Here is a 19,343-nt window from a genome sequence, read left to right as displayed (position 1 = left end):
AAACCGACTCAATGGCCGGTTCAGAATGTAATGTCCAAAAGAAGTCTGGTCAGGCTTTTTCTTTCTGAAACATGGGTAACTCTACAAATGCCCTAAGCCAGCAACGCCCTTTGGCGCCTGCCTCATAATCAATGAAATGCTTCCATAAGCGATCCTTGTGAAAGAATTGACTGAGATTACTGGAACTGGACTCCTCCAGTAACCACTGTGTCAATACTTTGGGATTTCCACGCCGACCAGCGTTGAACAGCTCACTGATCAACTGACATTTCCCGGGAGCCCCTTTCAACACCCACGGCTCATGCCCAACCACACGCAAAATACCATTGACCTCATCCCACAGAACCCCTTCACGCTCCAACCGTGCCTGAACCGGATCGATGTACGACAGAAAGTGGTGGTAATCGACTCGAACCGGCCCCTTGGTTGGCAACACGTCACTCAGCTCTATCAGCTGACACCCAGGGGGCAGTTCAAGTCGTCTAGTGGATGGCAGATTTCTTGAAATCAACAGGCTTGATGAAAGTGCCTGTGACTCCACAGCATCAAGAACCTCATCCAGGTTTTGTCGAAGCCCACGGGCCAACAAGACAGTGACACCTTCTAATTCCCCCAGGCACCAGAGCCGGTCATCCAGAAGGGATGCTGGCTCAGTCAGTTTAAGACTGGTACTCAACCACCGGGGAAACCAATCGGGACGAAAGGCATACATTCTCATATCGTCGTCTGAGACAACATGGCGTCCGTTGTAATAATAAACGAACTCATCTTTCTCTCTATACACCTGCCGATAGCCGTCTGAATCCTCGTCATCGTAATCCACCCGAATCAGCCGGTCTTGTGCCGCACCTCTCGGGATCAACGCTTCGCTGGCAATAATCTCCTGCCAGCAGTCGGGAAAATCGAACTTCAACTCGCTGATCCGCTCACTCTGCATTCTGGCTTCAAATGCTCTGACCAGGTAGTTCAATACCTCACGCTTCATCCTTGTCCTCCGGTAAGAACACGCCCATTTTCACCAGCATATCGTGATTGATATACCGTTCTCTCAGGTTTTGGTCTCTGAGGCTGCAGTGATTAGGTCCCTTCAACCTGACGAGTATGGTTTCTTCCGGTAGATGCTCTGTTTCATCACAGCGAAAAGCCAGAGTAACCGCCCGTAGGTTAAAAGTCTGATCATCAAACGGAAGGAGGTCACCCGCTTCCAGCCAACTGTTGTAGGCATCGTACTGAAAGGATTTCCTGGGAGTGGCTTTAATGATTTTAATGCCATTATGAGGGCGTATTTGTAACTCAACTTCTTTAACAATGACTTCCTGAATACCGTGGCGCAATTCAAAGGCGTTCGAAAAATCGGGCTTGTCACGAAAGAGTTCCAGATTGACCTTTCGCAGTTTGATTTTGGTCGGGTCCACCGTTTGTTTCAGCACACTCTCACAGAATGCCGTTTTCAGCTGTTCCCTGAGATCTTTTGTATCCGCATACAGTTCAATAATGCCCGTCTGTGGTTCATAGGTGACAGCGTATTCACGGGCAGGATGAATAATTTCCACGACAACATCCTTACCCTCTTCATCCAGCACTTCAAAGCTCGTAGGCAGCCCCTCCCGATAGATGATGAACTGCAACACTTCCAGGATCTCATCATCATCGTTACAGCGCTTCCTGGACTGACGGCGACAAACCAGCTTGTTCTGGTTGAAAAAATCTCTGAGCCGCTGTTCAAAACCGGATAAATCAACCCCGATATCCAGTGGCACGGGTTCCGTCAGGTAGAACCCTTCCCACATCCTTGACTGGTAACGGTGGAATTCGACATAGCGGATTTCTTCTGCCTTACGAAAGTTCTTCTCGTCACAAGCCAATAAGTGAAGTGCGTTGTCGTAGGGGTTTTCGGTGGGGTTGAGGCACAGGTCATTCAATACCTGTTGTCCAAGCTGATCAGCCATCCCTTCAATCCGGGCTGAAAGACGGATAAGTTTTGCCTGTTGATGCTCATTCAGTTGAACGACATGATGCATCACTTCTTTCGGTGAAATAATACGTGTTGTGCCCGGGGAGACAGCCTGCAGATCAATACCACACAAAGTGAAAAGCGTATCAGACTCCAAATCGGCACCACGCAGAACGCGCTGAACGGACTGCATAGTGACTCCTTTTGTTGTGCTTGTTGTTCCTTAACATCAACGAACAAACACTGTATGTATAAACAGTTTCCGAGTCAACAGGGAACCCGTAAAGCCATCAGATGACAGCCTTCCCAATCTGGGACAAATCACCCCAAATTGCCCTTTTACACAGTGTTTTCGGTGACGAACAATAATAAAGAACTTCTCAGACACATCAGGCAAACCATCATGGACGAATCATTATCACTCAAGGATTGCGACCTCAGCCCACGGGATGAAATTGCAGCTCTTATTGCCACTGCCATCCTCCGAAAACAGCAGAGAAAGATGAATAAAGACCCTGACCGACTGGATAACTCCGCTACCTCATGCATGACTGTGAACACCCCTGAGAAGAAGACTGAGGTAGCTTATGAATCACGATAAAACCCTTGCCGCCAGGGTGGTGGCAATTCAATCAATGAAGACAGAAGAACTGCGTAAATTATGGAAGGAGCTGTACGGCAAAGAGGCTCCTGAATTGGATTTAAGGATTCTGAGACAACGACTGTCCAATCGAATTCAGGAGCTGGCATTGGGGGGACTGAGTGAGAAGAGCTCTGACCGGCTGAAACTGGCCAGCAAGAAAAGTGAGCACAAACCAAAGTCGGCAAATAGCCGCTTAGTGAAGCCTCCGTTGGGGACCGTTATCACCAAGGAGTACAACGGGGAAACCCACGAAGTCATCGTGACACCGCAGGGTTTTGAGTACCGGGGAGAGATCTATAAAAGCCTGACCCGCATTGCCAATATGATCACCGGCACCAGCTGGTCGGGACCAATGTTCTTCGGGCTGAAATCCAAGTCAAAAGGAGGTGTACATGGCCAAGCGTAAGGAAGCGTTGGTGAAGAAGCGGTGTGCAATCTATACCCGAAAATCGACTGAGGAAGGACTAGAGCAAGAGTTTAATTCGCTCCATGCCCAGCGGGATGCATCGGAAGCGTACATTCACTCCCAGAAACATGAAGGCTGGGTTCTGATTCCGGATGACTATGATGATGGTGGTTTCTCTGGTGGGAATGTGGAACGCCCAGCCCTGCAGCGATTATTGAGGGATGTTCAGTCTGGTCTGATTGATATTGTGGTGGTTTACAAGGTGGATCGCCTCAGCCGGTCATTGGCTGACTTCGCCCAGCTGGTGGACCTGTTCGACAAGCATAATGTGTCGTTTGTATCCGTCACCCAGCAATTCAACACCACCAGCAGTATGGGAAGACTTACTCTCAATATTCTGCTCTCTTTTGCCCAGTTTGAAAGAGAGGTCACCAGCGAGAGAATAAGAGACAAATTTCTTCTCTCCAAAAAGAAAGGCATGTGGATGGGGGGTAACCCTCCACTGGGCTATGACGTCGTTGAGCGCAAACTCACCGTTAACCCTGTTGAAGCAGGCCTGGTTAACCTGATTTTCAAAACCTTTGTGAAAACCCGCTCCATTATCCAAACCTGTGAAGTCATCAATAAGAAAGGCTATCGAACCAAGGCGATCCCGTTACACGACGGAACCGTGAGAGGCGACAGTCTGTTTGCCAAGAACACCGTGCATCGCATTCTGCGCAACCGGATCTACATCGGGGAGATTGGCAACAAGGGCGAATGGTACCCCGGTGAGCATGAACCGATTATCCCCATGGACTTATGGGCAAAGGCTCATGGTACTTTCGATGTCCACGCCCAGCTGCGCTCCAAGTCTTCCAGGCACCGGAACAATCCTTCATTTCTTAAGGGCATGTTGGTAGGACCGGATGGTTTAGCCATGACCACCAGCAGTACCCGCAAAAAAGGCCAGCTGTTCCGTTATTACGTGACCGGCACCAGTCAGAAACAGGGAGCCAAAAACAGCCCACTGCCGCCCCTGTCGGCCCGCACGTTGGAACTTATGGTGCTGGAGGAGATACGGAAACGACTGGCCAGCCCGGAGTTGCTGTTCAAAGTATGGCAACGGGCCAGTGAGCAGGATGGCAACCTTGATGAAAACACCATTCGAGCCGCACTGGGTGATCTGGCTTCGGTATGGGATGAGCTGTTCGCTCCGGAAAAACGACGCCTGACGGAGTTGTTAATCAAACGCATCGAGCTGGCTGCAGAGCAAGTCACCGTTTACTTCCGGCCTGACGGCATGAATGCCGTTGCCGTTGAACTACAACCATAAACTGCAAGGAGAGGCCCATGGCCATTGTCAAAAAAGTCGGAGAAGAGACCGTTGAATTTCTTGAAGAAGAAAACCTGATCAAAGTCACCATCCCCATCAAGATTATACGACGGGGTGGTAAGAGCACGATCAAGACACCGGATGGCATGGTTGGCCATGACGAAATGGAAGCCCTACAGAAAGCGCTTATTCAAGGACACCGCTGGATCAAATTGCTGGAAGACGGGAAGTTCAAAAGCGTCCGGGAACTAGCAGACAGGGAGAAAACCGACAAAGCCAAAATCTCCAAGTTCATCCGCCTGACCTGCCTGGCTCCGGATATTCAGGAAGCGATTCTCTGTAACACTGGGACATGGATATTAACACTGAAGGACTGCCTGAAGCCATTCCCAATGCTGTGGTCTGAACAGCGAGAACACTTCGAAAAAATGGCCATTGTTGCTCCCGAAGATTCATCGGAAAACTGAAATAACCGTACCGATCCGCCCATGGGGTTAGGTGAGCATATAACTTACATGTCCCCAGAATACCAAACAACATCTGGAGAATTGATAGCTTCATCCCATTGTTTTTGTAAAAATTGTACAATCTCGCGGTAGTTTTCAGATTGGGCATACTCTCTAGTAGCTTTGTCATACTGTGGTGTAACTGATTTTTGGTTGCCCGGTTCAATAGGTCCTAAAGCATCAACTGAGCTGCTGGAGGCTAAAAACTCGGCTTGGTTTAGATCACTAATCGTACTAGTGGTGTTAAGGGCTTCCTCATTAAACCCCTCCTGTTTAACTGTCAATTCTGTTGACTTCAAGGGATTACCTGTTTCTTGAAAAGTCTGAGCATTCGGTCTCTTTTCACTGTAAGACTTATTAAGCTCTGGTTGAGCTTTGTGAAGCTGTTTCTTTTGCTGTTTCTTTTTCTTGCTTTGAGCTCCTGCAGCATTACCATCAAGATATTCACCCTTAGTCACCAATCTTTCAGTGAGCAATTTATATTGATCAATTGAGAGATCTGAAAGTGGCCTTTTAGACTCAAGATGAGGGTGATGAGAAGCCTCATGTCTATATAAATCAAAGAGGCTACCTCCTGTCCAACCCCTGCAGTCTTTGATGGGACACTCTGTTATAGATATATTTCTTGATTCTCGTTTACTAAATGGACTGTCTGGTACTAGTTCAATATTTAACCATGAATATTTATTACCTTCTGGACTCTCGCTTCTGCACGCAGGGCAAAAAACCTCATCAGAGGTTTTTTCTAATTTCTTACTGACAAATACACGGAAATCATAGCAAGTTTTACAGGTGCGATGGCCACAATCCATCTGCTTTATATTGCGCGGTATCCCATTGCAATAACTACAAAGGTAACCAACCAATCTTCCCTTATCGTTTTCAGACACTACTCTTAATGGGTAACCAGCAAAATATTGAACTGAGTTTTTTGGCTCCTTATTCTTGGTTTTTTTATGTATTTGGCTCTGATTACCAAAATATGGGAGCCGTATAGACATATCTAAACAATCATTTGGAAACATAAATATTTTACTTGAAATAAAAAATAATAATTTGTGCGAAAAGGACTGCGCTATAAATCAATAGAAAGCTTCAAAGTACAAAAGTTCAATTTTTTTAATTTAGTCAAAGGGTGACAACTCCAATACCAGAATAATCGCATAGCGCAGCCATCGTTATGTATTGGAAAAAATGACCAAGAATAAAGATCATTTCGAATCCAGTCCCGAGCCCCTACCGGAAAAACACCTGCGAACCACCGGCGCGACATCCAGCAAAACTTAAACTAAAGTACTGATATTAAAAAACAAAAAAAGTGGAGGACTCGAAGGGCCAATTCCTCCACTTTTTCAGAGAGAAGAGAGAAAACGGCAAAAAAGGGTCGAAAATAGCTTGTTTGTGGGGAGGGAAAATCCTCCAGCGAAGTGCGTTTAACCCTTTGTTTACAGGGCCTATAAACGACAAAACCCTTACGACAGGAATCGTAAGGGCTTGAAGATATGGCGGACCGGACGGGACTCGAACCCGCGACCTCCGGCGTGACAGGCCGGCATTCTAACCAACTGAACTACCGGTCCGCTGTTTTTCGATAACTTTAACAAGAAGTTATCGACAACCTGGTGGGTGATGACGGGATCGAACCGCCGACCCTCTGCTTGTAAGGCAGATGCTCTCCCAGCTGAGCTAATCACCCTGCGCTTGTGGCCGGTATAATAGCGAATCGAGCGATAGAGTCAATCCCTTTTTGTGGTATTCATCAGGAAAATAATCGAATCACAGTGGTTCCGGATAAGAAGCGTCAAGATCAGGGCAAATTTTATACTGCGTTGTTTAGGGGGCGTTACCAACTGGACATACAACCAGCCCCCCATTATTTGTGCCAGACAATACCCTTAGGGCATAAAGGCGCGAGCTGCGTATTGTGGTTGCTCCACATGAGCAGTGAGCAACGCTGTATGGTGCAAATAATGGGAGACCCTTCGGGTTGCTCATACAAGCACTCATACCGCGTTGAACGCCTTACCTGAGTGCTTGTATGACCAACTGGTTGAATGGCCAGTTGGTAACGCCCCCTAGCCCCCCAAGTGAATATAACTCTTGACCCGCCCCTGCTCTTTCAGCTGATCAATACGAACCTGCTGAATGGCAACACTGTGCTTTGTTTGCAACAGAACAAGCCATTTAAGCAGTTTCTGGTAAGCGGCATCTTCAACCCAGACAGAAAGACCCTTGCGGTCTGGCTGAACTCTTCCCAAGGTTATACCTGCCTGCTGGGCAACGCTGGCAGCTATGGAAGATAGCTCCTGATGGGCAGAGGATGCCTGTTGATTTTTCTGCAGGTCTCGGGCCTTTGATAAATTACCGTGCAACCAGGTATTCATTTCCTGCTGATAGAGATAGGCACTCTTCTGAGCCTGTGACCATTGGGTTACTGGCTCCCAGACCAGTATGTAGATGAGTCCTGTTAACACCGTAGCAAAAAGCAGCTGGAGTATTTTACGATCCCTCGGAGGTCGCACTTCATACCAGGATTTACATTGCTGCCAGTACGGGTTGGCCATTAGCAGGCTATTCAGTTTTTGCATGCTTCCCCCAATCATCTCCTGATCGTCACTCTGGCAATCACACTGGACTTACCCTGGTTAGCGTTATCCAGCCTGCCCTGAAAACCTGAAGCATTGAGCTTTTCCAGGAACTGGTTAATCGTTTCCAACTCGCCGGTTTCAAATTCATAAACCAGTTGACCTGTAGCATCGTTGAAATCCAGATTCCTCGGCTCAAGCTTTGCCTTTTCACCCATTGAGCCAGAAACACTGGAAAGCACCTGAAGCATTGCCAGGAAAGGGGTTTCGGATGTTTGTGTGTCCAGTGTGCGAAAGCGGTTCTCCATTACCTGCTTAACATTGAAAGACATTTGTTCCCGCGCCTGTGCCTGTTGCGCTTGTCGATCACTGGGGAATACCGTGAGGTAATTCTTTATGGAATCTCTCCAGAGCGATTCCGATTTATGTTGATAAATCACGCCTTCTGTCACTGACAGCCCAAGCTCAAGAATCAGCCAGCAGCCAGCAGCGGCCACCAAAGGCCACCAGCGCCTGATAAACCGCCCGGTTCTTCTGGGACACTGATAGGCTCCCTGCCGGAAATCAAGTAGCTGATTGCTACGTCTATTAGTAAAGTAGTGCTCTGCAAAATACTCAAAGACCGCCCCCTTAAGCGGTATCTTATCGACAAGCCAACCTCGCTCAGATAGCAAATCGGATGTTTCATTTATTCTGGATGTTGAAACAGCCAGTGTATTGTCAGAAAACATCAATCGGATTTGCGAGGGTGGTTCATCCAGTGTTTCGGAAACCGTATTTTCGAGAGAGCTGACCAACGTATCAGGGAGTTCTTGGCCTTCCTGACCGGAGTTATCAGGAAATATGAAAGGAAGCGCTTCGTCGTTCAAGGCAATGCCTGCACGACCGGGAGAGGCCATCATCACAGAATCGTTGTCTAACAGCAGACAGGTATATCCCGGCTCAGACTCCAGAAACTGCATTTCCGCCACGATGCTGGTCAGGGGCATCTGATATTGTTCGAAAAGTGCAAGCATGGCCTGTAAGGTGGCATGCGGAATACCTGCAACAGAAACCTGCAAGTCTTTGTCAGGATAACCATTAACAATATGCATGGTTTCAATATCCTGAGCCAGATGCTCCTCCACCAGATAAGGGAGCGCTGTTGAAAGGTGTTTTTTCTGGCCCGCATTAATGGTCAGGCGCTTGTATAAACAGAGCGATCCCCCCAGGAGAAGAATTACTTCATCCGGCAGACGGTCAACTTCCTCTAGATCTTCAGGCTCATCAGCACACCATGCCTCTCTGAGCTCATCAATCGCAGTAAGATGGAGTTCTCCAGCAAGCGAGCCTGCCAATGTGAACTTTCCCCACTGCACAACGGTATTAGCATCAACAGCGCTGACTGGAGAAGGAATTCGAATCAATAGCATTTTTTTCATTATTTAAACCCTGAGTTCCCTGTTGAATCACCCTCATTAGCAGGAGCCCAATATTGACTCGGCCCAATTTCTCTCCCGACAACCTGTACATGCCCCTCACTGCTTCGGTAAAAAATCGTTTTTAAGTAAAAGGCAGTATCTCTGTATGTCGCCTTAATCTGGGCATTGAAATACTGACTGCCAAAAACCACCCGTTCATTTTGAAATACTCCAGCCTTTCCAGATAGAGCGACAAGCTGATTCAATTCTTCAATATTTGATAATCCGGCATCACCCCGGCTATTACTGATCATTAAGGCATCCCCTTCTGAGATATTCTTGTTTAAAGAGCGGATAACCTCTGGCTGAGCAGTGTTCATATTCATTTTTGATGATCTGGGTATAACCGTAATATATGGCAACAGTTTTTCAACTTCCTCGCTATTAAAACCATCAATTAACATCAATTCCGAGACTGACGTCATTTCTGTTTGTCCGGTTCTCCTTGGGGGGACAAGCGATAGATAGATCAGGTCTTCCGATCCCTGTGATGGACTATTTGTCTGCTCCTTACTCATCCAACGAGCTATTTTATAGGCCAGCTGAGGGTCCATGGATTGAGCTGACAGCAGATTCTCAAACATGTGCACACCCGATGAACCACCTTTCTCAGCCGGCTTCTCGCCTGATTGTCTATTTTCATCCGCCAGCCAGTTCAAATTAAATCGGCTCTGCTCATCCTGAACCTGTAACTCTATAACGCCCTGTTCAACTTCATAATTGATGGTATCAACCTTCCACAGCTCATTTTCATGATCCACCATTCGGTTATTCTTTTTATCCTGTTCAAAATCTTTCTCTAACAGCCACGCAACGTACTGTTCAGCTCCCAGCGCATAGTGTTTTGCCTGTGTTCTTTCCAGGTATCTGGCATTCTTCTCAGTGTGCAGCCAGAGATTCATTACGATCTCAGAAGCGACGGTTGTGATCAGTAAAAAAATCAGCAACACATAAATCAGGGCAATCCCTGACTGATGGCATGACTGGAATTTACCTGTCGAAGCCAGAACTGGCTGACGGTTTTCAGCTGGTTCAGTAGCCATCGACACTGTCTCCGGATCTGGCTCTGGGTTGTGGCCGTATATTACCCGGCGTGTTCATATTCTCCTGAGAGGGATCTCCCTCTTTATTACCCAGATCAGGTTTGTACGTTATCAGAGGAACCACGGTTACCATTGATCCCATATCTTCATGAACAATGGTCAACTCCACTGCTGCCGGCACTTGATCCACACTCCCCCCGGAAGAAGCTTGCTGCAGATTCTGTCTTGGGGGCCAGGCACTTACCCATTGCTTATGGTCATTGAGGAACCGTACTTTCATGCTGTTCACACCCGACATCACAACCTGCCGAATACGGGTAGCTTCTGGTGCCCTATCCAAAACAGGCCAGTAATAACGAATTAACTGCTTACCCTCCACGACATAAGCCACACGCTGCAGGGTACTTCGCATTTCCTGAAGGGGGTTTTGCCATCCTGAACGGGTAAACTCCATGGATGCTCCGCCCGGACCGGGGGCTTTCAGTGCAGGCTGCTGCATGCCCCGTTCATCCCTGGCCGGTCTTCGTGTCATTTGAAACAGGTCTTTTTCCAGGACAATTTCAGCTCGTTGTAACTTATCCAGGTCGTCCAACACCACTTGCGTTGCTTCCTGCGCACGCGTTACTGACATAAACAGCTTATAGGCTGCCGTACTGATCATACTGAACAATACAATGGCAACCATTAACTCAAGGAGGGTAAAGCCATTGGAAATGGCTGGCAAACGCCACCCGCCGCCCGCTGACCGCTGCCCGGAAAAACAACCGTACTGCCATTTTTTACGGTTAGCGGGAAACGGGCTGTGAGTAGAGACCTTAACCAGTCTCACTAGTATTTGGACCTGATTCCAGAACAAGTCCCCGGCAACAAAACAGACTTTACTGAGCATTATTGCCGGGGCCTCCTCAGCCAGGTAGATAACCTTGCCAGGGGAGCAGCACCTTTTTCCGGCTCAGACTCACCAATAAATACTTCGACCTGAATCTTTCTGAAATCAGGTAACCCAGTAGACGCAGATGTTTCCCGAACATACCACTGATAACCGGCATAGCTTTCAATTTGCGGCTTGACTGCCGGTCCACTCCAGCGCCCCTCCGCGTGAAGTACATTGAGATAATGGTCTGCAATCTGCGAAGCCAGTATTTTTTCCTTCTGATACCGGGTCTGCCGAATGCTGTTGCCATCGGAAAGAATAAGCATGGATGCAGCCAGGGCAAATACTGACAGAGCAACCATGACTTCCAGCAACGTAAACCCACTACAGCAGTTCAGGCTCCTGTTTCGCAGAAAAAGCCGGTTTAGCTTTAAGCCCCAATGACTCATGGAAAAGTGCATCACTCCCTGACTCGTTCAATATCTGACAACCCATCTGTGAGCAGATAGAGCGATTGTTTTCTATTTTCAACTGGAACAATTCTGAGCCTGAATGGCGTTACCTGGTAGTCTGAATAGAAAACAACCGACGGGTATTGCTCATCCAACTCAAAAGGCGTGGAATTCTCAATTGACTCCAGACTCAGGCTTAATGTTTCCGGTATCAACCTTGGCTGAAACGGAGACTGCTCCAGCTCTGCCCATTCCTGACTATCCGCCGGGAGTACCCACCAGCGGTAGTACCCCTCACTGTCAATTGAAAAGCCGTAGTGAATATTTTCCAGCAGCGCTTTGTCACGAACCTGGGTGAATAGTACCTGCAATCGTGTCGCTTCCTCCTGAACCACCTTGTGAATGCTGCCGGTAATCGGACTTAGCAAGGTAATACCCAGAAGCACACCAATGATGACCACCACCACCAGCATTTCGATCAGGGTAAATCCTCGCTGTTGAGGTGATGCCATTACGTATCCTTGTCTGCCTGCTAGTTATCCCAGTTACCGATATCAGCATCCAGACCTTCACCTCCCTCACGACCATTAGCCCCCAGAGAATACAGGTCATACTTTCCATGGTTACCTGGCTGTAAATACATGTAGGGATTGCCCCATGGATCCAACGGAACTTTTTTCAAGTACCCTTCAGGGTTCCAGTTTCTAGGCTCTGGTGGAGAAGATGGCTTCTGAGTCAGCGCTTCCAGCCCCTGATCCAGAGTGGGATAAAAACCATTATCAAGCCTGAAGAGCTCCAGCGCCTGAGAAATCGTTTCAATATCAGCACGGGCAACGGTCACCTTTGCCTGATCAGGCCGGGAAAGGATTTTGGGAACCACCATCGCGGCAAGGATCCCCAGAATGACCACCACCACCATAATCTCAATCAGTGTAAAGCCCTGTTCAGCTTTCGCTGAATTAGCCGCATAATGCTCTCTTCTTCTGAGCCAGTTTTTTATCATGTTGGTTGACCTCGATTTTCTGTGAATATGCCGTTCAGCACTTTCACATAGGACGGTTTAACTCCGTTTCGCTCAGCTCAGGGCTTTCTATCGCTCAAGGCTGCCTGCCACATTAGTTCAACAGCTGATTCATATTCAGTATGGGCAACAAGATGGCCAGGACAATCATCATGACCACGCCTCCCATCAAGACCAGCATTAAAGGCTCAAACAGTCCAAGCATGACAGTTATTCGCCCCTCCAGCTCCATCTGCTGATTCTGTGCTGTTCGCTCAAGCATCTGGTCCAGCTCTCCTGTTGCCTCTCCACTGGCAATCATGTGGAGCATCAGTGGTGGAAAATAGCCAGTTTCTGTCAGAGCCCTGTTCAGACTGGTTCCTTCACTGACTCGCCGGGCAGCATTCTGAACAGCATTTTTGATAGCATCGTTATTAACCACCTGAGCGGCAATCATCAGAGCCTCTACCAGCGAAACTCCACTGCGAGTCAAAATGCTCAATGTACTGGCAAAGCGGGCGGCATTAGCTGTGCGGAAAAATCGCCCAATAAACGGCAATTTCAATAGAACTCGATGCCAGGAAAGTCGTATTGACGCCTTTTTCAGTAAATGCTGAACAAACAGAATAGCCGCGGCAATTCCACCAAAGATCAAAGGCCACCATGTCTGAAATCCCTCACTGGCATTAATCAACAGTTCGGTGATTAATGGCAGCTCCTGACCGGAATCAAGAAAGACCTTAACAACATCAGGCACCACAAATCCCAGCAGGAAGCTGACAATCCCAATGGAAGCTAGCATTAGAATGATTGGATAAACCAGTGCCTGCTGTATTTTCTGACCAGAACGCATTCTGGCCTCAGTGTAGTCAGCCAGACGATTGAGCACACGGTCGAGATAACCGGCATGCTCACCTGCTGCAACGGTCGCCCGATACATTTGGGGGAAGACTTCCGGGAACGCTTCAAGGCTTTTGGCCAAGGTATAGCCTTCAAGCACTCGGGAACGAACAGACAGCAGTATATTTTTTATTCTTCGCTTTTCCTGTTGGGCTGCCACACCATTCAACGCTTCCTCTATAGGCATTGCAGCCTGAATCAGTGTAGCCAGCTGACGGGTTACCGTAGCCAGCTCAATGGCTGAAATACCACGGCGTAGAAAGAAGCTTCTTCTTTCCTTTCCCTCCTGTTTGCGATCGGCAAGCGTATTAACTGACAGAGGCGTCCACTGTTTATCCCGCAACATCTGGCGAACCTGGCGCCCACTGTCCGCTTCCAGTGTACCTTTATGCTGTTTACCCTGATGGTCCAGGGCAATATATTCAAACGCGGCCATAATCGTGAGCCTTTATCCTGCAACAGTGCCTCTCTGGCACTTATCAGTCTTTCTGGGTAACCCGAAGCACCTCTTCAAGTGTGGTTACCCCTTCCAGTACTTTTCTGCTTCCATCTTCACGTATGCCGGGACTGGACTCACGAACATAGTCAGTAATCTCCTGCTCCCCTTTGAGAGCATGGATCATTCGCCGGACCTGTTCATTAATAACGACAACTTCATAAATTCCGGTACGGCCACGATAGCCACTGAAATTACAGGCCTTACACCCTTCAGCGTGATAAAGCGTTACCCCGTCAGGAGAATCAATACCTAACTGCTGACATTCGGCATCATCAGGGTGGTATGGAGCCTTACAGTCACTGCAGAGCACCCTGACCAGACGTTGCGCTATCACCCCAAGTAGACTGGAAGACATCAGAAAAGGTTCAATGCCCATATCCTGGAGACGGGTCAACGCACCGACAGCAGTATTGGTATGAAGTGTTGAAAGCACCAGGTGCCCGGTCAAACTTGCCTGTACAGCTATTTCAGCGGTTTCCTTATCACGGATTTCTCCAACCATCACCACATCAGGATCCTGTCTTAGAATAGCTCTCAATCCCCGGGCAAACGTCATATCAACTTTTGTGTTTACCTGGGTCTGGCCAATCCCTTCCAGGTGATACTCAATGGGATCTTCAACAGTAAGAATGTTTCGAGTCTGGTCATTCAGTAGAGTAAGACTGGCATAAAGCGAGGTTGTCTTGCCTGATCCCGTTGGCCCCGTCACCAGAATGATGCCATAAGGCTTTTTCAGCAGACCTTCGATAAGAGAACGGTTATGCTCTGTCATCCCAAGGTGCCTGAGTTCAAGACGGCCTGCCGCTTTATCCAGAAGCCTTAGCACCACCCGCTCTCCGTTGCTGGATGGCAGCGTGGAAACCCGAACATCCACTTCCTTGCCGGCAACCCTCAGTGAAATGCGGCCATCCTGGGGCACACGTTTCTCGGCAATATCCAGCCGAGCCATAACCTTGATGCGAGAAACCAATAAAGATGCAATGGTTCTCTGAAGTGACAGTACTTCCCTTAAAACTCCATCAACCCGAAGCCGAACCACCAGTGTCGACTCAAACGTTTCAATGTGGACATCTGAAGCACCTTCCTTGATAGCCTCTGTCAGCAACGCATTAATTAAACGGATAACTGGAGCATCGTCACTTTGCTCAAGCAGGTCTTCCGTGACCGGAACGGCATCCGCAAGACTGGTCAGATCCAGGTGATCGCTGATTCCAGCCGCATCCTGCAAAGCCTCAGAACTATCATTGTGATAGCAGTGAGCCAGCACCTCTGACAGTTTTTCGACACTTACCCGCTCATAGGCAGGAAAAACACCAGAAAAGCGACTGATTTCAGCAATCAGGTCAGCCGCAGGTGTGTTATGAAAATAAAGTGTGGCAGCCCCTTTATCATTCTCAATAAGAACAACGCCATGCCTTTTGGCAAAGCTAAAAGGCAGTCTTGGTAACACACTGGCTTCACTTTCAGCCTCGTCTTCAGGGTCATAGCCATCGGTTAGCAATGTAGCCAATATCATTAACTCCTTAAATCAAAAGGGAAGCACCTGTCATTTCTGGTTAATTATTTCTCGACAGATCAGTAAATACTAAGCTTGTTTTATTGGCACCAAATCCAAGACAACAAAAGCAGTCTGGAGCATTATTCCTATTTTACAAACCATAAAATCAAATTTTTCTACTGGCTTTTCAAAAAAAATGTAAAGTTTTTTTTGAAAAAACTTATTTCTTTAAAAAACAAGACTCTTATGCTTTTATTTAGACTAAAGAATAGCCTATTAATCCGTTTCGTTAACTTCAGAAGATATGACCATGAAACCAGTGGTTCCCACCACATTTCTGCAATGGGGGCATAAAAATAACCGGAACCTTATGATTCTGATTATTTTAATCATCATGATCCTTAGCATCAGTTTTCAAGCATTTAACTTCTATCAAATAGTCAGCAGCGAATCTTTGAAACACAGCGACAATAACAAAACTGTCGTTTCGAAAAGCACTTCAACAATTAAGCAGGAAGACTTTGATCTTATTTTTGGCTATAGCGACAATCAGGAAATAACTCAAAACAATAAAGAGATCCCGATAACCAAAATGAACCTGATTCTCAGAGGGGCTCTATCAGGGATTGAAAACAAAAAGTACGCAAGTGCAATTATTCAGGTATCCAACCAGGACAAGTTATATGAAATTGGTGACCCACTTCCTGGAGGCGCCATATTGAATCAGGTTTATTCTGATCACATTGTCATTAAACGGGGTAATCAACTTGAAAAACTATACTTTCCAGAAACAGCCAGAGATTCCAGAGCCTTTCAGGAATTCAGGCCTGTTGCGGAAGACATCCCCGAGTCAATGGAGCAGCGCCCGGGCAACCATGATTATCCGGATGACATGTCTCTTGAACAGCGAATGCAGGACCTCAGGGAAAAACTGCAGGAAGCCAGTCAGGAACTGTAACGACAACAATGACAAACTGCTGAGTTAATGGTCATAACATGAACACCAGAGCGCTACTCTTTTTACCGCACCCTCATCACAGGAAGTCAATGAGAGCAATTCCCCTGCTACTGCTGCTGGCAGTTACACAGCTGTTTGCCGAGGTAAATACCGGTTTACAGCCCGCCGCTGCAAATAATACCGTACCGTTGCCCGATGATAAGCTCTGGACACTGAATCAGCAGAATGCCGATATTCGAGAATTTATCACCCAGGTTGCCAAAATAACCGGAGAGACATTTGTCATCGATCCCCGGATTAAAGGTGGCAATACCGTTACCGTCATTTCGAGTAAGCCATTGACTCGGGATGAAGTCTACGATGTTTTCCTGGAAGTACTGTCCGCTAATGGTTATACCGTCATTCCAAAATCCGATGGCCATATTATTAATGTTGTTCCTACAACGACTGCCAAAACCAGCAGCCCCGGAGACACTCAAAAGCCAATTGATGGCGTAATGACAACTAAGGTTATTGACCTGCACAGCGTATCTGCCGTTGAAGTTATCCCAATCATTCGCCCATTGATTGCCCAGTACGGGCATGCTGCTGCATCTGCCTCCAGTAATGCGGTCATCATCAGCGACCTTGCCGATAATGTCGAGCGCATCACCAAACTGGTCAGGGAGCTGGATGACGCTGGAAATAATGACTACGAAGTCATCCAGCTGAAACACGCCTGGGTCGGGGATGTATCAAAAATAATCTCTGACACGCTGGTCACCGGAAAGGGGCAGCTACCCAGCGGGCTTCAAGTGATCGCAGATGAGCGAAGCAATCGTCTGGTGGTTAAGGGCAATGCCAGCAAACGCGCACGGGTCAGGAAGCTGGCAGATACCCTTGATAAGGAAGGTATTCGAAAATCAACCACCAAAGTCATGTTCCTGAGTTTTGCTGATGCCAAAAACATTGCTGAAATTCTTTCCGAAGCATCAGGAATCATTCAGGACAGCCAGGGGAAAAAAGCCGCTTCCACCCAATCGTCACCTGTCGCATCGGGCTCAGTCTCTCCAACCGCATCGTCTAATCAGTCATCTTCCCAGGCTAGAACTACCACCAAATCTGGTGCTAAAAGCAAGTCGGCAGGAACGACGGCTTTTGTAAAAGCGGATGAAACTCAGAACGCTCTGGTAATGATTGCCGACCCGGAAACCCTTCAGGAAATGGAGAAAATTGTCAGGCAGCTTGATGTTCCCAGAGCTCAGGTTTTACTGGAGGCTGTCATTGTTGAAGTATCCGGCGGCATTAATGATGCCCTGGGTATTCAGTGGGGTATTGATGGAACAAAAACCATTCGTAGCACAGCAGCCAGTTCTGACAGTGGTAGCAGCGTAAAAAGCAGTATAACTGGTCATATTCTTGATAATGCAGGTATTGCTCTGGGTTCACTGGCCCTTCGCGCCGATAATTTCGGTGTCTTAGTTAGCGCTTTGAGCTCTAAATCCAATAACAATATATTGTCTACACCCAGTATGTTGACCTTGGACAACGAGGAAGCAGAGCTGATTATCGGTAAAAATATTCCCATAAAAACCGGCTCATACCAGACATCTTCCAGTGGCAGTAGTAACAACCCTTTCACAACAACAGAGCGAAAGGATGTAGGTTTAAAACTGAAAATCACTCCCCATATCAATGAAGGTAACAGTCTAAGACTGATGCTGGAGCAAGAGGTTTCTTCCCTTGATGTAGGTACGACCAAGCAACTCCTTGGTTCGGATAGTAATGACCTGCTGTTCAATACCCGCTCCCTGAAGACCGCTGTACTGGTGGATGATGGGCAGACCGTCGTTATTGGCGGGCTGATCGAAGACATCAAATCCAAAAGCCGGAAAAAAGTGCCGCTGCTTGGAGACATTCCCATTCTTGGCAACCTTTTCCGTTACAATCAGTCCGGAGATGAGAAAAAGAACCTGATGCTGTTCATTCGGCCAACGATCATGCGCAACTCTGAAACACTTCTAAAAGCGACCCAGGATCGATTTACCAAGCTGAAACTTATCGGTAATGGCAACACCAGAAAGTCTATTAACCTTCCAGAGCGGCCCGATGAGTTATTTGAAACAGAAACGTTTGATCTGAGAAACAGGAACTGATTGGTTCCAGCATTTACAAGCAGAAACCAAAAACCCCAATGTGCCAGGAGCTTTTGGTTTTCGTGAAACAGCAGGAAATGGAGTTGCTTCATTGACCCCTTACAAAAGAATAGAAAGGATGAAGCCCAGCCCAAAGATAATAAAGAAACGTCCCGTCAGAGGAGGCAGACGAACCATCTCTGCATCACCTGATTGATTGGAAAGCAACTTGAGAGGTGCAATAGCAAAAGGGAGCGCTATCAACAGATAAAGGGGGTTTTCCAGCTCTCCCAAATAGTACAACATAACACTGAGGGGAAACCCTGCCAGCAGAAGCACGGCATAAAGGCATTTCGCCTTAATCAGCCCTATACGAACGGTTAACGTGCGAATATTATGACCGATATCATCCAGATAATCCCGGATCTCATTTGAAAGGATAAGTGCCGAAGCCAACAGACTTACCGGTATGGATATCCATACGACCTCATTACTCCATACCCCACCCACAGCGTAATAAGCACCACTGACCATCAGCACGCCGGTAAAGAGGAAAACAGCAGGAACCCCCCAACCTCGTTGCTTATAGTTCACGGGCTCACCTGTGTAGAAATAACCACCAATAACGCCGAATATCCCCAGCATCAGTAATTGCCAGCCAACTTCATTAACCAGCCACAAGCCCATAAGGCATGCCACAAAAGAAAAAACACCGGCAAGCAAGAAGTTGATTTTAATCTGACGAACAACCTGTCTGGACAGCTCACCTGGCTGTTTACGCCAAAGGACGATATCCGCATGATCGTTGGCAAGGTTACAGGCTGCCTGAAGCAATACTCCCGCCAGAATAACCAGCAATGCCCGAAGCTCATTACCGTTACCCTGCTGATAGGCCAGAACCACACCCAAACCACAGGTCACCAGAGCAACGGAATAGGAAAAGGGTCTGAGGGCTCTGACAAGCCGATACTTGTCTGGATTCAAATCAAGTGTATCCACCGGCAGACTCCTGAGCAAAATCAGGGAGGATATTTAAATTCCCCTTTCGTTGCTATAGCAAGATACCGATTCATCATTAATCAGGCACAAAAAAAGAGGATAAATCAATTACCCTCTTTTTTTGTTGGTTTAGAAAC

At 47.5% G+C, this 19,343-nt stretch carries 19 protein-coding genes and 2 tRNA genes; 6 read left to right on the top strand and 15 right to left on the bottom strand.

The genetic code is table 11. The features are described from left to right. Window positions 1–49: 49 nt before the first annotated feature. On the bottom strand, window positions 50–985 hold the full coding sequence (locus tag AK963_RS02005; protein WP_066013668.1) for a hypothetical protein: 936 nt from the start codon (window positions 983–985) through the stop codon (window positions 50–52). Next, window positions 975–2,147: a hypothetical protein gene (locus AK963_RS02000; RefSeq protein WP_066013666.1), complete on the bottom strand. Its 1,173-nt coding sequence runs from the start codon at window positions 2,145–2,147 to the stop codon at window positions 975–977. The genes AK963_RS02005 and AK963_RS02000 overlap by 11 nt, the downstream gene beginning before the upstream one ends. Before the next feature lie 210 nt (window positions 2,148–2,357). Between AK963_RS02000 and AK963_RS01995 the strand changes: the two genes are divergently transcribed. From AK963_RS01995 to AK963_RS01980, 4 genes are read left to right on the top strand one after another with little or no spacing between them, the layout of a single operon-like run. Next, window positions 2,358–2,555 (top strand): hypothetical protein, encoded by a 198-nt coding sequence (locus AK963_RS01995; RefSeq protein WP_066013664.1) that lies wholly within the window; start codon window positions 2,358–2,360, stop codon window positions 2,553–2,555. Beyond that, a complete protein-coding gene (locus AK963_RS01990) occupies window positions 2,542–3,003 on the top strand; it encodes a DUF2924 domain-containing protein (protein ID WP_066013660.1) in 462 nt (153 codons plus the stop codon). Before AK963_RS01995 ends, AK963_RS01990 begins: the two co-directional genes overlap by 14 nt. Then, window positions 2,990–4,318, top strand: coding sequence for a recombinase family protein (locus tag AK963_RS01985; RefSeq protein WP_066013659.1), 1,329 nt, complete (start codon window positions 2,990–2,992; stop codon window positions 4,316–4,318). Before AK963_RS01990 ends, AK963_RS01985 begins: the two co-directional genes overlap by 14 nt. A 17-nt stretch (window positions 4,319–4,335) precedes the next feature. Beyond that, window positions 4,336–4,785 (top strand): hypothetical protein, encoded by a 450-nt coding sequence (locus tag AK963_RS01980; protein ID WP_066013657.1) that lies wholly within the window; start codon window positions 4,336–4,338, stop codon window positions 4,783–4,785. Window positions 4,786–4,829: 44 nt separating this feature from the next. Here AK963_RS01980 and AK963_RS31745 read toward each other — a convergent pair whose 3' ends face one another. The 12 genes from AK963_RS31745 to gspE form a co-directional block, all read right to left on the bottom strand. Beyond that, window positions 4,830–5,849: an RING finger protein gene (locus tag AK963_RS31745; RefSeq protein ID WP_139117198.1), complete on the bottom strand. Its 1,020-nt coding sequence runs from the start codon at window positions 5,847–5,849 to the stop codon at window positions 4,830–4,832. Between the two features lie 478 nt (window positions 5,850–6,327). After that, a tRNA-Asp gene (locus AK963_RS01970) sits at window positions 6,328–6,404 on the bottom strand. A gap of 40 nt (window positions 6,405–6,444) precedes the next feature. After that, window positions 6,445–6,520 (bottom strand) — tRNA-Val (locus AK963_RS01965). 379 nt (window positions 6,521–6,899) lie between these two features. After that, on the bottom strand, window positions 6,900–7,412 hold the full coding sequence (gene gspM, locus AK963_RS01960) for a type II secretion system protein GspM (protein ID WP_175404413.1): 513 nt from the start codon (window positions 7,410–7,412) through the stop codon (window positions 6,900–6,902). 11 nt (window positions 7,413–7,423) lie between these two features. Beyond that, window positions 7,424–8,830, bottom strand: a complete 1,407-nt coding sequence (gspL, locus tag AK963_RS01955) for a type II secretion system protein GspL (protein ID WP_066013654.1) — start codon at window positions 8,828–8,830, stop codon at window positions 7,424–7,426. Next, entirely contained in the window at window positions 8,830–9,912 is a 1,083-nt protein-coding gene (gspK, locus tag AK963_RS01950) for a type II secretion system minor pseudopilin GspK (RefSeq protein ID WP_066013652.1), read from the bottom strand. Before gspK ends, gspL begins: the two co-directional genes overlap by 1 nt. Next, on the bottom strand, window positions 9,902–10,801 hold the full coding sequence (gene gspJ, locus AK963_RS01945; RefSeq protein ID WP_066013648.1) for a type II secretion system minor pseudopilin GspJ: 900 nt from the start codon (window positions 10,799–10,801) through the stop codon (window positions 9,902–9,904). Before gspJ ends, gspK begins: the two co-directional genes overlap by 11 nt. Continuing rightward, window positions 10,801–11,235 (bottom strand): type II secretion system minor pseudopilin GspI, encoded by a 435-nt coding sequence (gene gspI / locus AK963_RS01940; RefSeq protein ID WP_274520489.1) that lies wholly within the window; start codon window positions 11,233–11,235, stop codon window positions 10,801–10,803. Before gspI ends, gspJ begins: the two co-directional genes overlap by 1 nt. 11 nt (window positions 11,236–11,246) lie before the next feature. Further along, a complete protein-coding gene (gspH, locus tag AK963_RS01935; RefSeq protein ID WP_066013646.1) occupies window positions 11,247–11,750 on the bottom strand; it encodes a type II secretion system minor pseudopilin GspH in 504 nt (167 codons plus the stop codon). A gap of 20 nt (window positions 11,751–11,770) precedes the next feature. Then, window positions 11,771–12,241, bottom strand: a complete 471-nt coding sequence (gspG, locus tag AK963_RS01930) for a type II secretion system major pseudopilin GspG (RefSeq protein WP_066013642.1) — start codon at window positions 12,239–12,241, stop codon at window positions 11,771–11,773. Between the two features lie 112 nt (window positions 12,242–12,353). Then, complete coding sequence (gene gspF, locus AK963_RS01925) at window positions 12,354–13,574, bottom strand: type II secretion system inner membrane protein GspF (protein ID WP_066013640.1); 1,221 nt, start codon at window positions 13,572–13,574, stop codon at window positions 12,354–12,356. A gap of 43 nt (window positions 13,575–13,617) precedes the next feature. Next, window positions 13,618–15,153 carry a type II secretion system ATPase GspE gene (gspE, locus tag AK963_RS01920; RefSeq protein ID WP_238593616.1) on the bottom strand — a complete coding sequence of 512 codons (1,536 nt, stop codon included), beginning with the start codon at window positions 15,151–15,153 and terminating at the stop codon, window positions 13,618–13,620. A gap of 292 nt (window positions 15,154–15,445) precedes the next feature. Here gspE and AK963_RS01915 point away from each other — a divergent pair, with 292 nt between their 5' ends. Both AK963_RS01915 and gspD read left to right on the top strand, forming a co-directional pair. Beyond that, window positions 15,446–16,093, top strand: coding sequence for a type II secretion system protein N (locus tag AK963_RS01915; RefSeq protein ID WP_066013635.1), 648 nt, complete (start codon window positions 15,446–15,448; stop codon window positions 16,091–16,093). An 89-nt stretch (window positions 16,094–16,182) separates the two neighbouring features. Beyond that, window positions 16,183–18,228, top strand: coding sequence for a type II secretion system secretin GspD (gene gspD / locus AK963_RS01910; RefSeq protein WP_066013633.1), 2,046 nt, complete (start codon window positions 16,183–16,185; stop codon window positions 18,226–18,228). Window positions 18,229–18,327: 99 nt separating this feature from the next. On the opposite strand, the gene AK963_RS01905 is transcribed toward gspD, so the two are convergent. Then, window positions 18,328–19,206 carry a prenyltransferase gene (locus AK963_RS01905; RefSeq protein WP_175404412.1) on the bottom strand — a complete coding sequence of 293 codons (879 nt, stop codon included), beginning with the start codon at window positions 19,204–19,206 and terminating at the stop codon, window positions 18,328–18,330. Window positions 19,207–19,343: the final 137 nt, after the last annotated feature.

The sequence above is a fragment of the Endozoicomonas atrinae genome (genome assembly GCF_001647025.1).
Taxonomy (GTDB): Bacteria; Pseudomonadota; Gammaproteobacteria; order Pseudomonadales; family Endozoicomonadaceae; genus Endozoicomonas; species Endozoicomonas atrinae.
Note: the sequence above shows the minus strand (reverse complement) of the source record. Positions and strands in the feature narration are given on the sequence as shown.

Coding starts and splice junctions, on each gene's coding strand:
- AK963_RS02005 (WP_066013668.1), bottom strand. CDS start 985: ATGAAGCGTGAGGTATTGAACTACCTGGTCAGAGCATTTGAAGCCAGA.
- AK963_RS02000 (WP_066013666.1), bottom strand. CDS start 2,147: ATGCAGTCCGTTCAGCGCGTTCTGCGTGGTGCCGATTTGGAGTCTGAT.
- AK963_RS01995 (WP_066013664.1), top strand. CDS start 2,358: ATGGACGAATCATTATCACTCAAGGATTGCGACCTCAGCCCACGGGAT.
- AK963_RS01990 (WP_066013660.1), top strand. CDS start 2,542: ATGAATCACGATAAAACCCTTGCCGCCAGGGTGGTGGCAATTCAATCA.
- AK963_RS01985 (WP_066013659.1), top strand. CDS start 2,990: ATGGCCAAGCGTAAGGAAGCGTTGGTGAAGAAGCGGTGTGCAATCTAT.
- AK963_RS01980 (WP_066013657.1), top strand. CDS start 4,336: ATGGCCATTGTCAAAAAAGTCGGAGAAGAGACCGTTGAATTTCTTGAA.
- AK963_RS31745 (WP_139117198.1), bottom strand. CDS start 5,849: ATGTTTCCAAATGATTGTTTAGATATGTCTATACGGCTCCCATATTTT.
- gspM (WP_175404413.1), bottom strand. CDS start 7,412: ATGCAAAAACTGAATAGCCTGCTAATGGCCAACCCGTACTGGCAGCAA.
- gspL (WP_066013654.1), bottom strand. CDS start 8,830: ATGAAAAAAATGCTATTGATTCGAATTCCTTCTCCAGTCAGCGCTGTT.
- gspK (WP_066013652.1), bottom strand. CDS start 9,912: ATGGCTACTGAACCAGCTGAAAACCGTCAGCCAGTTCTGGCTTCGACA.
- gspJ (WP_066013648.1), bottom strand. CDS start 10,801: ATGCTCAGTAAAGTCTGTTTTGTTGCCGGGGACTTGTTCTGGAATCAG.
- gspI (WP_274520489.1), bottom strand. CDS start 11,235: ATGAGTCATTGGGGCTTAAAGCTAAACCGGCTTTTTCTGCGAAACAGG.
- gspH (WP_066013646.1), bottom strand. CDS start 11,750: ATGGCATCACCTCAACAGCGAGGATTTACCCTGATCGAAATGCTGGTG.
- gspG (WP_066013642.1), bottom strand. CDS start 12,241: ATGATAAAAAACTGGCTCAGAAGAAGAGAGCATTATGCGGCTAATTCA.
- gspF (WP_066013640.1), bottom strand. CDS start 13,574: ATGGCCGCGTTTGAATATATTGCCCTGGACCATCAGGGTAAACAGCAT.
- gspE (WP_238593616.1), bottom strand. CDS start 15,153: ATGATATTGGCTACATTGCTAACCGATGGCTATGACCCTGAAGACGAG.
- AK963_RS01915 (WP_066013635.1), top strand. CDS start 15,446: ATGAAACCAGTGGTTCCCACCACATTTCTGCAATGGGGGCATAAAAAT.
- gspD (WP_066013633.1), top strand. CDS start 16,183: ATGAGAGCAATTCCCCTGCTACTGCTGCTGGCAGTTACACAGCTGTTT.